General features: G+C 68.7%; 16 protein-coding genes. 4 read left to right on the top strand and 12 right to left on the bottom strand.

What is annotated here, in order from left to right:
• Positions 1 to 18 precede the first annotated feature (18 nt).
• A complete protein-coding gene (gene argG / locus ABD115_RS15425) occupies positions 19 to 1,440 on the top strand; it encodes an argininosuccinate synthase (RefSeq protein ID WP_343962498.1) in 1,422 nt (473 codons plus the stop codon).
• Positions 1,441 to 1,937: 497 nt separating this feature from the next.
• Here the strand turns inward: argG and ABD115_RS15420 are convergent, their stop codons facing one another.
• A complete protein-coding gene (locus ABD115_RS15420; protein WP_042543325.1) occupies positions 1,938 to 2,186 on the bottom strand; it encodes a WhiB family transcriptional regulator in 249 nt (82 codons plus the stop codon).
• 227 nt (positions 2,187 to 2,413) lie between these two features.
• Here ABD115_RS15420 and ABD115_RS15415 point away from each other — a divergent pair, with 227 nt between their 5' ends.
• The gene (locus ABD115_RS15415) at positions 2,414 to 2,851 is read left to right on the top strand and encodes a hypothetical protein (RefSeq protein WP_343962496.1); all 438 of its coding nucleotides are present in this window, start codon (positions 2,414 to 2,416) and stop codon (positions 2,849 to 2,851) included.
• A 151-nt stretch (positions 2,852 to 3,002) separates the two neighbouring features.
• Here ABD115_RS15415 and bcp read toward each other — a convergent pair whose 3' ends face one another.
• From bcp to aroA, 4 genes are read right to left on the bottom strand one after another with little or no spacing between them, the layout of a single operon-like run.
• Entirely contained in the window at positions 3,003 to 3,476 is a 474-nt protein-coding gene (gene bcp, locus ABD115_RS15410) for a thioredoxin-dependent thiol peroxidase (protein WP_343962494.1), read from the bottom strand.
• Positions 3,477 to 3,520: 44 nt separating this feature from the next.
• Complete coding sequence (locus tag ABD115_RS15405; protein ID WP_343962491.1) at positions 3,521 to 4,495, bottom strand: hypothetical protein; 975 nt, start codon at positions 4,493 to 4,495, stop codon at positions 3,521 to 3,523.
• A 34-nt stretch (positions 4,496 to 4,529) separates the two neighbouring features.
• Positions 4,530 to 5,621, bottom strand: coding sequence for a ribosome small subunit-dependent GTPase A (rsgA, locus tag ABD115_RS15400; protein ID WP_343962489.1), 1,092 nt, complete (start codon positions 5,619 to 5,621; stop codon positions 4,530 to 4,532).
• A gap of 4 nt (positions 5,622 to 5,625) precedes the next feature.
• Positions 5,626 to 7,119: a 3-phosphoshikimate 1-carboxyvinyltransferase gene (gene aroA, locus ABD115_RS15395; protein WP_343962487.1), complete on the bottom strand. Its 1,494-nt coding sequence runs from the start codon at positions 7,117 to 7,119 to the stop codon at positions 5,626 to 5,628.
• 102 nt (positions 7,120 to 7,221) lie between these two features.
• Here aroA and ABD115_RS15390 point away from each other — a divergent pair, with 102 nt between their 5' ends.
• On the top strand, positions 7,222 to 7,857 hold the full coding sequence (locus ABD115_RS15390) for a sigma-70 family RNA polymerase sigma factor (protein ID WP_343962485.1): 636 nt from the start codon (positions 7,222 to 7,224) through the stop codon (positions 7,855 to 7,857).
• A complete protein-coding gene (locus ABD115_RS15385; protein WP_343962482.1) occupies positions 7,854 to 8,108 on the top strand; it encodes an anti-sigma factor family protein in 255 nt (84 codons plus the stop codon). The genes ABD115_RS15390 and ABD115_RS15385 overlap by 4 nt, the downstream gene beginning before the upstream one ends.
• 74 nt (positions 8,109 to 8,182) lie before the next feature.
• Here the strand turns inward: ABD115_RS15385 and ABD115_RS15380 are convergent, their stop codons facing one another.
• The 7 genes from ABD115_RS15380 to ABD115_RS15350 all read right to left on the bottom strand — a co-directional run bounded on the left by ABD115_RS15380 (position 8,183) and on the right by ABD115_RS15350 (position 13,462).
• Positions 8,183 to 8,623, bottom strand: coding sequence for a hypothetical protein (locus ABD115_RS15380; protein ID WP_343962480.1), 441 nt, complete (start codon positions 8,621 to 8,623; stop codon positions 8,183 to 8,185).
• 12 nt (positions 8,624 to 8,635) lie between these two features.
• The gene (locus ABD115_RS15375; protein WP_343962479.1) at positions 8,636 to 9,244 is read right to left on the bottom strand and encodes a hypothetical protein; all 609 of its coding nucleotides are present in this window, start codon (positions 9,242 to 9,244) and stop codon (positions 8,636 to 8,638) included.
• A 99-nt stretch (positions 9,245 to 9,343) separates the two neighbouring features.
• Positions 9,344 to 9,832, bottom strand: coding sequence for a YbaK/EbsC family protein (locus ABD115_RS15370; protein WP_343962477.1), 489 nt, complete (start codon positions 9,830 to 9,832; stop codon positions 9,344 to 9,346).
• A 30-nt stretch (positions 9,833 to 9,862) separates the two neighbouring features.
• Entirely contained in the window at positions 9,863 to 10,861 is a 999-nt protein-coding gene (locus ABD115_RS15365; protein WP_343962475.1) for an ABC transporter ATP-binding protein, read from the bottom strand.
• Complete coding sequence (locus tag ABD115_RS15360; RefSeq protein WP_343962472.1) at positions 10,858 to 11,664, bottom strand: ATP-binding cassette domain-containing protein; 807 nt, start codon at positions 11,662 to 11,664, stop codon at positions 10,858 to 10,860. Before ABD115_RS15360 ends, ABD115_RS15365 begins: the two co-directional genes overlap by 4 nt.
• On the bottom strand, positions 11,661 to 12,509 hold the full coding sequence (locus tag ABD115_RS15355) for an ABC transporter permease (RefSeq protein ID WP_343962470.1): 849 nt from the start codon (positions 12,507 to 12,509) through the stop codon (positions 11,661 to 11,663). Before ABD115_RS15355 ends, ABD115_RS15360 begins: the two co-directional genes overlap by 4 nt.
• Positions 12,506 to 13,462: an ABC transporter permease gene (locus tag ABD115_RS15350; protein WP_343962468.1), complete on the bottom strand. Its 957-nt coding sequence runs from the start codon at positions 13,460 to 13,462 to the stop codon at positions 12,506 to 12,508. The genes ABD115_RS15355 and ABD115_RS15350 overlap by 4 nt, the downstream gene beginning before the upstream one ends.

The following is a 13,462-nucleotide window of genomic DNA, read 5'->3' as shown; positions in this document are numbered from 1 at the left end:
GAGCCCTAGGATAGAAGCATGTCCAAAGTTCTTTCTTCCCTTCCTGTAGGCGAGCGCGTTGGTATCGCGTTCTCCGGTGGTCTCGACACCTCATGCGCTGTTGCATGGATGCGCGAAAACGGTGCGGTTCCCTGCACCTATACCGCAGACATTGGCCAGTATGACGAGCCCGACCTCGACGGTGTGGCGGCCCGCGCGAAGGAGTACGGCGCGGAGATCGCGCGTCACGTCGACGCGAAGCGCGCGCTCGTTGAGGAGGGCTTCGTGGCGCTGCAGACCGGCGCGTTCAACGTGCGCTCGGGCGGCAAGACCTACTTCAACACGACCCCCGTCGGCCGCGCCGTCACCGGCACGCTGCTCGTTCGTGCGATGAAGGAAGACGGCGTCGACATCTGGGGCGACGGCTCGACCTACAAGGGCAACGACATCGAGCGCTTCTACCGCTACGGCCTCATGGCGAACCCCTCGCTTCGCATCTACAAGCCGTGGCTCGACAGCCAGTTCGTTGAAGAGCTTGGCGGCCGACACGAAATGAGCGAGTGGCTCGTCGCACACGGCTACCCGTACCGCGACTCGGCTGAGAAGGCGTACTCGACCGACGCGAACATCTGGGGCGCAAGCCACGAGGCGAAGCACCTCGAGTTCCTCGACAACGGGCTCGACATTGTGACCCCCATCATGGGCGTCGCCGCCTGGCGCGAAGACGTCGAGGTCATCACCGAGGAGGTCTCGGTTCGGTTCGAGGCGGGCCGCCCCGTCGCTATCAACGGCGTCGAGTACGACGATCCCGTAGCGCTCGTGTACGAGGCAAACGCGATCGGCGGCCGGCACGGCCTCGGTATCTCCGACCAGATCGAGAACCGCATCATCGAGGCGAAGTCGCGCGGCATCTACGAGGCTCCGGGCATGGCCCTCCTGCACATCACGTACGAACGTCTCGTGAACGCGATCCACAACGAGAACACCCTCGCCTCGTACCACAACGACGGCCGCAAGCTCGGTCGCCTCATGTACGAGGGCCGCTGGCTCGACCCCGAGTCGCTCATGCTTCGCGAGGCGCTGCAGCGTTGGGTCGGCTCGGCAGTTACCGGCGAGGTCACGCTGCGCCTGCGCCGCGGTGACGACTACACGATCCTCAACACCGAGGGCCCGAACCTCAGCTACCACCCCGAGAAGCTCTCGATGGAGCGCACCGTGGGCGCGGCGTTCGGCCCCGAGGACCGCATCGGTCAGCTCACCATGCGCAACCTCGACATCGCTGACTCGCGTCAGCGCCTCGAGCAGTACGCGGCGATGGGCCTTGTCGGCGGCGCGACCGCTGAGCTCGTCGGCAAGCTTGAGGCCGGCGGTGCAGACGAGATCGCGACCGCGGTCAGCGGCATCGACGAGAATGGCGACGAGCTCGGCCTCGCCGCCGCGTTCGACTCGGGCACCGACTAACGGGTCGGCGAGCGCGTTCGGCGCGGGAAAGCCCGCTGTCGCTCGCGCAGCGACTACTTCGGACAGGCGGCTGTGGGCTGCGCTGGGCTTCGGCCCGGCGCGGCCCACAGTTGTATGTGCTGGCGCGAGTGCTGGCGCTGGCTCGGCGCGCGCTCGGCCCGCGCTCGGCGCGAGTGCTGGCGCGGGGGCTGGCTCGTGAACCCTGCACTTCTCACCGAGAGCACCCCCGTACCTCGCGAAGCAAGGGCCCGTCCCGGAGGCAACGCAAGGGTTGGCGTGTGGCGGCGCGGGCCTGGGCGCGCGGGCCTGGGCGCGCGGGCACGTGAGCTCACCGAGCCCCACCGAGCTCACCGAGCCCCGGTCCCGCCGGCCCAACCGCGCCCGCCGGCCCCACCGCCCTCGCCGGCCCCATGCCGTGCCCCACACACGCAGCGAGTCCCGGCACCCACTGTGGGGTGCCGGGACTCGCTTGCGACCGCGCGCTGCGGCAGAGGAGACTAGGAGGCGCGGCGTGCGCGTGCCGCGCGGCGCTTCAGAGCGCGACGCTCGTCTTCGCTCAGGCCACCCCAGACGCCAGAATCCTGGCCGGTGTCCATTGCGTACTGCAGGCACATTTCAGTGACTGGGCAGCGGGCACAGACGGCCTTAGCGCGCTCAATCTGATCCACTGCAGGCCCGGTGTTGCCAACCGGAAAAAACAGCTCGGGATCTACGGTTAGGCACGCAGCCTGTTCACGCCAATCCATTGTTACCTCCTCTGCGTCGCACGTGCGATGCTCAATCTGTACACGCGCTAATCAGCAAAGGCCAGGTAGCCTAAGAGTGATCGCGCCGTGTCTATTGCCAACGTGACTGAGAATGCTCACACCGGCGTGCGCGAAACTCTTGATGAATATATGGTTCCACGGAATTGAACGAAAGACAATAGGCTTTTTGCTGTTGTTTCAGGAAACGAATAGGTACGGTGACGAATATGCGGGCTCGCTCGGCAAGGATCGCGCTTACTGCGGTACTCACCGTTGAATTGGCGCTCGGGCTCGTGGCGGTTGTCACCATGATTCCGACGTATCCGGCAGCGGGGGCTGAGCGCGACGTCTTCGCCCCGCTCTGGGTGAGCTTGCTTGTGAGCGCTATTCTTTCGTGCGTGTGGGTCGCGGCAACGCTGCTCGGTGCAGTGCGCCGGAAGGGCAGCTGGGTGCGCGGATCGGCGGTGACTATTCACGTGCTCATGCTCGCTGCGGCATTCGCGGTATTCCAAGGCGTGATCGGCACACCGGCGATTGGCGCGCTGTTGCTGGTATTGGCACTCGTGGGGCTTGCCTCCGCAGTGTTCGTCGGGCTACCGGCCTCACAACGCAAGCCCGCGGGCGACGCCGGGCTCGCGCAGCAAGCCGTCGAGCGGCCCGAGTAGTTCGCTGCTGCTCGAGTCGCTCGCTTCGGCCCGAGTAGCTCGCTGCTGCTCGAGTAGCTCGCTGCTGCTCGAGTAGCTCGCCGCGGCCCGAGTAACTCGCCGCGGCCCGTGTGCTGTGTTGCTCCCGCGGGCCCGGGTGCTGCCGCGGCGTTTACTCCGCGATCATCTTCAAGACACGGGCGACGTGACCGGTCGCCTTGATGTTGTAGAGTGCGCGCTCGATGTTGCCTGCCTCGTCGATGATGAAGGTCGAGCGAATGACGCCCTCGACAATGCGCCCGTAGCTGTTCTTCTCGCCGAAGGTGCCGTAGGCGCGGTGCACGGCCGTGTCGGGGTCGCTGAGCAGCGGGTACTCGAGGCCGTCGCGGTCTGCGAAGCGTCGCAACTTGTCGACCGCGTCTCGTGAGATACCGATGACGCGGTACCCGGCGGCGGCGAGCGGGGCAGTGGACTCCTGAAACTCGCACGCCTCGGTGGTGCACGCCGGGGTCATCGCCTGCGGGTAGAAGAAAATAACGAGTTTCTCACCACGGAAGTCGCTGAGCTTTCGCTCGGCGCCGTCTTGGTCGAGAAGGGCGAATTCGGGGGCGGGCATACCTGGCTCGAGAATCACGCGTTCAGTCATGCCCCCAGCCTAGCGGGGGCCACTGACAGCGCCCGCTCCCGGCCCTACTGCTGTGGCGGCAGCGGCGGCTGAGGCGGCAGCGGTGCACCCTGAGGAGGCAGCTGGTGGGCCTGCTGGGCCTGCTGTGCCTGCTGTGCTTGAAGGTGAGCTTGCTGTGCCTGAACGTGAGCCTGCTGGGCCTGCTGAGCCTGAAGGTGAGTCTGCTGAGCCTGCTGAGCCTGGTACGGGAACGGCTGCGCCGCGGGCTGTGCAGGCCCGGGCTGCCCGGGCTGGTGAACATGCCCAACGAACGGCGCCGGTACTGCGTAGCCCCTGAGCAACTCGTGCTCGCGTGCGAGCTGGCCCTGTTGCAGCGACCACAGTGCGGTAACGCCGGCAGCTCCGTACTCACGTTCGACCCTGCGCACGGCGAGCGCCTGGGTGAGCCCCGTTGCGGGCACGAGTAGCACGCAGACGATGAACAGGCCGATGAGGGGCAGGCTGTTTGTGCCTCCGACAAGTGGGTAGCGAGACGTGAGCGGGGCGAGGATCAGCAGCACGAAGCCAAAACTCGGAAGAATGAGCCCAAGCCAGAGCAGCGTGCTGAACTGAGCTCCCGACGCGGCATAGTCACGCACCATCTTGCGTGCGTTGGCGATGCCCATGACCACGCCGCCCACCATGCAGAGCCAGCCAATAAGCGCCACCATCAGGGAGAGACCGGCGAGCCCGGCAAAGGCGGCAATACCGATGCCGTAGGCTCCGATCATGAACAGCCCAACGCAGGGGATCGCAACCCCAAACATCGGCTGGGTGATCTTCACGAGTGACTGGTAGCCGCGCGCGAGGTCGGGCAGCGGCGTCGGCGCCGGCTGCGCCTGCTGCGCCTGCTGCGCCTGCTGCGCATACCCCGGCTGCGCCTGCTGCGCATACCCCGGCTGCCCCGGCGAGGCATACGCGGGCTGCCGGCCATTCGCTGGCTGCTGCCAAGGCTGCGGTTGGTGTTGGGGTATTGGCTGGTGCTGTGGCTGCTCCGACATAGCTCCAGTGTACGGGGCGCGCCCGCAGGCGCCCCTACTTCAGTAGCCGCCGCAGCGACTCGACCCGCCGGGCACCCATCGCGTCGAGCCTGCCGTCGGCGATCGCGAGGTCGAGTTCGCAGTCGGGCGCCTCCTCGGTGTGCGAGCAGCCCCGCGGGCAGAGATCGAGCAGCGGCACGAGGTCGGTGAACCCGCGCAAGATGCCGTCGCTCGTGACGTGCCCGAGCCCGAACGAGCGCACGCCCGGGGTGTCGATGACCCAGCCAGCGTCGCCGCCGGCGGCCCCCGGGGTGCGAGCGCGCAGCGCGACCGACGAAGACGAGGTGTGCCGGCCGCGCCCGGTGACCTCGTTCACATGGCCGGTCGCGCGATCCGCCTCGGGCACGAGCGCGTTGATGAGAGTCGACTTACCGACGCCCGAGTGCCCGACGAACACTGTCGTCTTGCCGGCGAGCGCCTCGCGAATCTGGGCGAGCACCCCATCACTCGAGTCGTCTTCCCAAGCACCCGGCGCTGAGCGAAACACGGGCACCTCGAGCGCCTGAAAGTTTTCGAGGAAGGGCTCGGGGTCGGCGAGGTCGATCTTGGTGATGCAGATGAGGGGCCGGATCCCGGCGTCGTACGCCGCCACCAGGTACCGATCCACGAGCCTGACGCGCGGCTCCGGGTTGGCCGCCGCGACGACGATGAGCATCTGCTCGGCGTTTGCCACCATGATGCGCTCGACACGGTCGCTGTCGTCGGCGCTGCGGCGCAACAGCGTGCTGCGCTCCTCGACGGCGACGATGCGCGAGAGGGTGCCCTCCTCGCCAGACACGTCGCCGACGAGCTGCACCCGGTCGCCGATGACGATCGCGGTCTTGCGCAGCTCGCGCGCGCGGGCGGCGACGACGGCCCGCTCGGGCTGCGCCTTCGGGCCGCCCTTCGTGGCGGGCGTCGCAGGCACGAGCGCGGTGTAGCGCCCGCGATCCACCGCGGTCACCATGCCGATTACGGCGTCGGAGTGCTCTGGGCGGCGCTTCGTGCGCGGCCGATTCGCCTTCGGGTTCGGCCGCGCGCGCACCTCGTGGTCGGCGTATTCGCCGTAGGGCGCGTCGTCATCGTCGTCGACGGTGAACCAGCTCACGCGGTCAGATCCCCTCGAGGAAGCCGCGCGCGATGCGCCCGAGCCCGCTCGCGATGTGGGCGCCGCCCGCGACGCCCTCGGCGAGCACGTCGGTGCCTGTCGCGACGGGGTCGAAGTCAGATTCGCGGCTCAGCATGTCGTGCCAGAGCTTCGGAAACTCGGGGAGCGTCTTCGACGTCGACGCGATGTCGTCGATCTTGATGCCCGGCACGACGAGCCCGATGAGCGCGCCGGTGGTCGCGATGCGATGGTCGGCGTACGCGTGCCACAGCCCGCCGTGCAGTTCGGCGGGGTGGATCGCGATGCCGTCTGGCAACTCCTCCGCTCGGCCGCCGAGCGCGTTGATCTCGGCGACGAGCGCCGCGATGCGGTCGGTCTCGTGGTGCCTGGTGTGGCCGATGCCGGTGATCTCGCTGCCCTCGCCAGGGGTGCCGTCTGGGCGGGGGAGCGCCGCGAGCGCCGCGAGCCCGACGAGCGTCGGCGACAGCTCGCCGGCGTCTGGCATGTGAATCTTCACGCCGCGCAGCTCGCCCGTGCCGGTGACGGTGAGCGTGCCGCCGTCGAGCGCGACGTCGGCGCCGAACTCGGGGAGCAGCTCGCGCAGCTGGTCGCCGACCTGGGTGGTGTTCGCCGGCCAGTTCGGGATCGTGACTGAGCCGCCGACAGCGAGCGCCGCCGCGAGAAACGGTGCGGCGTTTGAGAGGTCGGGCTCGATGGTGATCTCGCGCGCGCCGATGGGGCCAGGCTTGACCCGCCACTCGCCCGGCGCGGGGGAGTCGGCCTGAACGCCGCGGGCGCGCAGCGCCTCGAGCGTCATCTCGATGTGGGGCACGCTCGGCAGCCGGTCGCCGGTGTGCACGACGTGCACGCCCTCGGTGAACCTGGCCCCCGAGAGCAAGAGGGCCGACACGAACTGGCTCGACAGCGAGGCGTCGATCTCGACCCTGCCGCCGCGCAGCGACCCCGCGCCATGCACGGTGAAGGGGAGCGCGCCGCGCCCGTCGTCTGAGATGTCGGCGCCGAGGGCGCGCAGGGCGTCGAGCACGGGGCGCATGGGGCGCTTGCGCGCGTAGGGGTCGCCGTCGAAGGCGACTGGGCCGAGCGCGAGCGCAGCGACCGCCGGAACGAACCGCATGACGGTGCCGGCGAGCCCGCACTCGATGCTTGTCGACCCGGTGAGCTCTGCCGCCGGTGTGACGCGCAGGTCGGGGCCGTAGGGGTTCTTGCCGGGCAGCGGCTCGACGCCGGTGCCGAGCAGCTTCAGCGCCTCGACCATGAGGTCGGTGTCGCGCGAGTACAGCGGCACGCGCAGGGTGCCAGGCCCGTCTGCGAGCGCGGCGAGAATGAGCTCTCGGCCGGTCAGCGACTTTGAGCCGGGGAGCGGCACATACGCGATCACCTCGCCGTCGGCCGCTACCGTCGGCGCAGCCCAAGCCTCGACGGCATCGTCTGGGGCATCGCCCGCACGCTTGCCGTCGTCATCATTTCCGCGGTTCATTTTTGCAGCCAGCATCTCTCTGAGCTTACCCGTCTTCGCTCTCGGCGCGCAGGGAAGGCGCGCGCTCGGGGCTTTCAGCGTCTGAATGGTTAGGATTGCACCGTGAACAGTAGCGAACAGGACGACGCGTCCGCGAACCTCAAGGCCCGCTTCGCCGACGAGGCGTTGCCGATGCTCGACCAGCTCTTCGGCGCCGCGATGAAGATGACGCGCAACCCGCAAGACGCGCAAGATCTCGTGCAAGAGACCTACCTCAAGGCGTTCCAGGCGTTCGCCTCGTTCGAGCAGGGCACGAACCTCAAGGCCTGGCTCTACCGCATCATGACGAACAGCTACATCAACACGTACCGCAAGAAGCAGCGCCAGCCCTTTCTCGGCGCTGTCGAGGAGCTCGAAGACTGGCAGCTCGGCGGCGCGGAGTCGACGACGGCGATGTCGTCGCAGTCGGCCGAGGCCGAGGCGATCGATCGCACGCCAGACAATGTGGTGACGAGCGCGCTGAACGAGCTCGCGGAAGACTTTCGCATGGCCGTCTACCTCGCAGACGTCGAGGGGTTCAGCTACCAAGAGATCGCCGACATTCAAGAGGTGCCCATCGGCACCGTCATGAGCCGGCTGCACCGGGGGCGGGCGAAACTTCGCCAGACCCTCGGGGAATACGCGCGCGAGCAGGGCGTTGGACTAGACAGAGCCGAAACGGCAACAACCACACCGACAACGAAGGGAGCCGCGCGATGAGTGACTGCGGGTGCGCCAAAGCCAAGGCGAACATTTATGAGTTGCTGCGCGGTGAGCTGTGCGCCGAGGAGTCAGCCCCGATCAGGGAGCACCTCGAGCACTGTACCGACTGCCAGAACGAAGAGAGCGCCTGCGCCCAGCTGACCACGGCGGTGCGCCGCGCGTGCGAGGAAGAGCGCGACGGCGCCGCCCCGGCAGACCTGCGCGACGCGATTCTGCGCGGGCTTACCGCCAGCGGTCAGCCGGCCTAATCGGCTGCGGCCAGCTGGCCTAAGTTGCGGCGGGCGCGACAGCCGACTGGCGTAGTTGCCGGCGGGCGACCGGCCTAACCGCCGATTGGGCGCGGCTTCGGCGTCGCGATAAACACGGCGCCTTGGAACGATTCGGTTGCCGAGTGCTCGGCGTAGTGCTCGGCCCCGAGCCATGCGATAACGCCATCGAATTCCATCGAGAACTGCCCGAGGCGGCCGCACGAGGCGCCCCACAGCCCACCCTCGGCGACGACCGCGAGGCAGGGCGTTCCCTCGGCGTCCGTTCCGACGAAGTACCCCCGGCCAGCGCTGTCGCGCCCGGCGAGCCGAACCGTGTCGTGCTGCAGCTCAAGCTGGGCGCCAGCGTCTGGCGGCAGCGCGTCAGCCGATGCCACCGGGGTGTCGAGCAGCGCAGCGAACGCTGTTTCTTGGGCGCTGCTGCAGGCCGCGAGACTCCCAACAATGACGATGCCCGCTGCCGCCATGCCTGCCCGCTTCATGCTGACCCGCTTCATGCCGACCCCCTCCTAATCAAACATCGACAGGGATACGAGATCAGGGAAGAGGCGCTCGGCTTCGGCGTTGACGCACGCCCGAGCGTTGCCCCTCGTCTGCCCTGCCGCGTCGGCAGCCGGGGCGATCTCCGCGAGATTCACGCCGGCTTCGACCCCGGGCGTGCCCTTGCGCGCGAGGCATTCGAGCAGCGCAGTCTTCAGCGTTGGGTCCATCCTCTGGCTGTGGGTGGCGATGAAATAGGCGGATAGGGGCGACCAGAACTCGGTTTCGCACCCCCGAAACCACTCTGCGGTGCCTGGCCCGTCTCGTCCATTGGTCTTGTAGACGAACTCATAGGTTATTCCGGTGACCGGGTTGGGCTGCGGCTCGGTGAACTCGAAGCCGCCCGACTCGACGCACTCCCTCAGGAGCCGCATAGTCGACCGGTATTCCTCGGTGGTAATGACGCCGTCTGAGAACGCCGCTGCCTGGAAGTCGTAGCCTCCTCTGTCGAGGGCGGCAGCGACTTCCGTGAGCTCGCTCGCGGGTACCGCAGCATGGGGGCCAGCGGTCGGGTTCATCGGTGCGCAGCCCGCGAGGGCGAGGGCGCAGAGGAGGCTGATTACGATCGTCGATTTCATATGCACCCCTCACTGCAGTCAGCTCAAAGGTACGCGCGATCGCAGAGAATGACAAGTGTCGCACAATTCGCCGCGGCTCCCGCGGCTCCCGCGGGGCGGCTAGCCCTCGGCGCGCCACCCGGTGCAGACGTCGACCCAGCCGAGGGCATCGCCGAGGTCTTCGAGCTCAGCGAGCGTCAGCTCGACCGCCGAGTTCGCGCTGCCCGCCGCAGGGAAGACGGTGTCGAAGCGGCGCAGCGACTCGTCGAGGTAGACGCGGGCGGAGTCGGGGTTTGCGAACGGGCACACGCCGCCGACGGGGTGGCCGGTGAGCGGCTCGACCTCGTCGAACTTCAGCATGCTCGGCTTGCCGCGAAACTCGCGCTTGAACATGCCGCCGTTCACCTTCGCGTCGCCGGCTGCAACGACGAGAATTGCGCCGGGCTCGTCGCTCGTGCTCGCGAACGCGAGGGTCTTGGCGATGCGTGCCGGCTCGGTGCCGGCCTGCGCCGCCGCGAGCTCGACGGTGGCGCTCGACTCGCTGAACTCGAGCACGGGGCCGGTGAACCCCTCGGCGGCGAGGTACGACTTCACGGTTTCGATACTCACGGGTGACTCCTTTGCGTAGGGGTAGGCAGGTTAGCCGCGCCAGGTGTTCTCTGGCAGGGTGAGCCGCGAGGCCACGAGCTGCTGCGTGTACGGGTCGCTGGGGTTCGACAGCAGCTGCTCGGTTGGGCCGTCTTCAACGATCCGCCCGCCCTGCATCACGATCGTACGCTCCGCGAGCTGCGGCACAATGCCGAGATCGTGGGTGATGGTGACAAGGGTGAGCCCGAACTCGCGCCGCAGCTCCGTGAGCAGGCCGAGCACGCGGGCGCGCACGAGCACGTCGAGCGCGCTCACGGGCTCGTCGCCGACGAGCAGCTCAGGCCCGTGCACGATCGCGCGCGCGACGGCTATGCGCTGACGCTGGCCGCCCGAGAATGCGTCAGGGTAGCGCTGGGCCGCATCGGCCGGCAGCCCGACGCGCTCGAGCACCTGGCGCACCATGTCTGCGTGATCGCCAGGCACATTGCCGCCCTCGAGGGGTTCGGCGACCGACTGCCCGATGGTGCGGCGCGGGTTGAACGACGAGTACGGGTCTTGAAACACGAGCCCCGTTCGGCGGCGAAGCCACGCGAGGTCTTTCGAGTGCGCGGCGACCTCGCGGCCGTCAAACCGCACGGTGCCCTCAGTTGGCGTGCTCAGGCCGAGCAGTTGCCGAATGAGCGTCGTCTTGCCCGAGCCCGACTCGCCGACGATGGCGACGCTCTCGCCGCGCTCGATCTTCAGCGTCACGAAGTCGAGCGCTTTCACCTGCTGGGCGCGCTCGAACAGTCGCCGCGGCGGCATGCGAAACACCTTCGAGACGCCTGTGAGCTCGACGAGCGGGTTGTCTCTGGTGGTGTGGCTGCGCCCCGCCGCGTTCTCGCCGGCGACGTCGATGCGCCCGGTCCACGGGGTCTGCCCGGTCCACTGTGCCGCGGGCTGCGCCGCGGGCTGTGCCGCGGGCTGCGCCGCGGGCTGTGCCGCGGGCTGTGCATCGACCTGCGCCGGGATAGCCTGCGCCGCTGCCGGGTGTTCGCGTGCCTCGCTCATGCGGCCTCACTTCCCGCCGCGGCGATGAGGGCCTGGGTGACCCGGTGCTGCGGGCGCTCGAGAATCTCGCGCACCGCACCCTGCTCGACAATGCGCCCCGCCTCGAACACCACGACGCGCTCGGCGACCTGGTTGACGACGGCGATGTCGTGCGTGATGCACACGAGCGAGCACGACTCGCTGTCGGTGATCTCGGTGAAGAGCTCAAGAATGCCGCGCTGCACGGTGACGTCGAGCGCCGTCGTCGGCTCGTCGGCGAGCAGCAGCCCGGGCGATGCCGAGATCGCGGCGGCGATTGCGGCGCGCTGGCGCTGCCCGCCAGACACCTCGTGCGGGTACGCGCGCACCATGCGCTCGGGGTCTTTGAGGCCGACCTGGGCCGCGAGCCTGAGGGCCGCGGCGCGGCGCTCCGCGCGGCCGAGTCGATAGTGGATCGCGAGGGCCTCGGTCATCTGTGCGCCGAGCCGGCGGAAGGGGCTGAGGGCCGTCTTTGGCTCCTGGAAGACCATGCCGATGCGGTCGCCGCGAATGCTCGCGAGCTCGCGGTCGGGGAGGCCGAGCAGTTCGCGCCCGTTCGCGCGCACCGACCCGGTGACCACGGCGCCGCGGGGGAGGAGCCCCGCGATCGCGAGCGCCGTGATCGTCTTGCCTGAGCCCGAGCCGCCGATGATGCCGAGGCGTTCGCCGGCCGCGAGGCTGAAGCTCACGCCGTGCAAGATCTCGGTGCCGTCGATCGACACCCTGAGGTCTTCGACCTCGAGCGCGGTCGCGCCGGTCTCTGCGTGCTGGGCTGAATCGCTCACCTTGGCACCTCCGCGGTCTCGTCAACGGGGTCGCGCGTGTCGAGCGCATCGCGCAGCTGGTCGCCGAACAGGAAGAACGCGAGCACGGTGATGGTGATCGCGAGCCCGGGCCAGAGCACGGTCTCGGGGTAGATGGAGACGAAGCGCTGGGTCGAGGCGAGCATGCCGCCCCACGACGGCACGTCTTTGGGGGCGCCGAAGCCGAGGTAGCTCAGGCTCGCCTCGGCGAGCACGGCCGTGCCCATCGTCCAGGTCACCTGCACGATGTAAACGGGCAGCACGCTCGGAATGAGGTGGCGAAAGAGGATGCGCGTGCGCGAGAGCCCGGCGACCTGCGCGGCGACGACGAAGTCGGCGCCCTGCACCTGCCTAAACTCTGCGCGCATCACGCGGCCCATGGAGACGCCGAACGCGATGCCGAGGGCCGCGATGACGATGGGAATGCCGCTGCCGAACACGGCGGTGAGCATGATCGCGAGCAGCGTGGTCGGGAAGGCGACGAGCACGTCGATGCCGACCGCGACGACCTCGCGCACGGGGCGCTTGCCGAGCCCGCCGAGCAGCGCGAGCAGAAACCCGATGACGCTCGCGAGCGCCCCGGTGCCGAGCGCGACGCCGAACGAGACCCTGCTGCCCGCGATGAGCCTTGAGGCGATGTCGCGGCCGCTGCCGTCGGTGCCGAGCCAGTGGTCGGCAGAGGGAGGCAGCCAGACGTTGCCGCTCGCGTAGTTCGGGTTCTGGGGCAGCCAGAACAGCGAGACGATCGACACGAGCGCGACGAGCGCGAGCACGGCGATCGCGAAGGCGCCGACGGGGCGGCGCACAACCCTGCGCAGCGTCTTCATTCTTCGCCCTCCGCCCGGAGCCTGGGGTCGATGATGCGGTGGATCACGTCGACGAGCGCGCCCATCACAAGAATCACGCTCGTGAGCACGAGCAGCGTCGACTGCACCTTCGGGAGGTCGCGCTCGCCGACGTCAGAGACGAGCATCGTGCCGAGGCCTGGCAGGCTGAACAACTGCTCGACGACGACGGCCCCGACGAGCAGGGCGGCGGCCTGCAGCCCGAGCATCGAGATGATGGAGAGCCCGACGCCGGGGAGCCCCTGCGTGAGCAGCGCCCGAAGCCGGGAGTTTCCCTGCGACATCGCGGTGCGCACGTGGTCGGCGTCGAGCGCGCGCAGCGTCGCGCTGCGCACGAGGCGGAAGAGGATCGCGCCCTCGATGAGCCCGATGGTGAGCGCCGGGAGCACGAGGGAGCGGATCGCCTGCAGCGGTTCTTCCCAGCCGTCGCGCGGGAAGCCCTGCGACGGCAGCCAGCCGAGCCACGAAGACAAGAGCAGCGTGCCGAGCAGGCCGGCCCAGACGACGGGAATCGCCGAGGCGAGCACGCTCGAAGCGGCGACGAGCTGGCCGACGGGGGAGTCGTTGCGGTACGCCGCGAAGACGCCGAGCGGGATCGCGACGAGCAGCACGACCGCGAGCGACATGACGGTCAGCGGAATCGTGACCTCGGCCTTCTCGGCGAGCTCGGCCGAGATCTCGGTGCCGGTCACCACCGAGGCACCGAGATCGAAGCGCAGCACGCCACCGATCCACTCGAAGTACTGCGTGAGCAGCGGCCGGTTCAGGCCGAGCGCCTCGCGCAGATCGGCGATCTGCGCGGGCGACGCCTGAGTGCCACCGATGACCTGCGCCACATCTCCGGGCAGTATTCGCAAGGTGGCAAATATGAGCACGCTTGCTAGGAGCCAGGCTAGTGCCAGCAGGCCGGTGCGGCCGAGGAGAAAACGCGTCAC

It is taken from the genome of Leucobacter albus, assembly GCF_039528015.1.
Lineage (GTDB): Bacteria > Actinomycetota > Actinomycetes > Actinomycetales > Microbacteriaceae > Leucobacter > Leucobacter albus.
This window is presented reverse-complemented; position numbering and strand designations above follow the sequence as displayed.

Bases quoted from the DNA above. Each gene is read 5' to 3' on its own strand.
- argG (WP_343962498.1), top strand. From the start codon at position 19: ATGTCCAAAGTTCTTTCTTCCCTTCCTGTAGGCGAGCGCGTTGGTATC.
- ABD115_RS15420 (WP_042543325.1), bottom strand. From the start codon at position 2,186: ATGGATTGGCGTGAACAGGCTGCGTGCCTAACCGTAGATCCCGAGCTG.
- ABD115_RS15415 (WP_343962496.1), top strand. From the start codon at position 2,414: ATGCGGGCTCGCTCGGCAAGGATCGCGCTTACTGCGGTACTCACCGTT.
- bcp (WP_343962494.1), bottom strand. From the start codon at position 3,476: ATGACTGAACGCGTGATTCTCGAGCCAGGTATGCCCGCCCCCGAATTC.
- ABD115_RS15405 (WP_343962491.1), bottom strand. From the start codon at position 4,495: ATGTCGGAGCAGCCACAGCACCAGCCAATACCCCAACACCAACCGCAG.
- aroA (WP_343962487.1), bottom strand. From the start codon at position 7,119: ATGAACCGCGGAAATGATGACGACGGCAAGCGTGCGGGCGATGCCCCA.
- ABD115_RS15385 (WP_343962482.1), top strand. From the start codon at position 7,854: ATGAGTGACTGCGGGTGCGCCAAAGCCAAGGCGAACATTTATGAGTTG.
- ABD115_RS15380 (WP_343962480.1), bottom strand. From the start codon at position 8,623: ATGAAGCGGGTCAGCATGAAGCGGGCAGGCATGGCGGCAGCGGGCATC.
- ABD115_RS15375 (WP_343962479.1), bottom strand. From the start codon at position 9,244: ATGAAATCGACGATCGTAATCAGCCTCCTCTGCGCCCTCGCCCTCGCG.
- ABD115_RS15365 (WP_343962475.1), bottom strand. From the start codon at position 10,861: ATGAGCGAGGCACGCGAACACCCGGCAGCGGCGCAGGCTATCCCGGCG.
- ABD115_RS15355 (WP_343962470.1), bottom strand. From the start codon at position 12,509: ATGAAGACGCTGCGCAGGGTTGTGCGCCGCCCCGTCGGCGCCTTCGCG.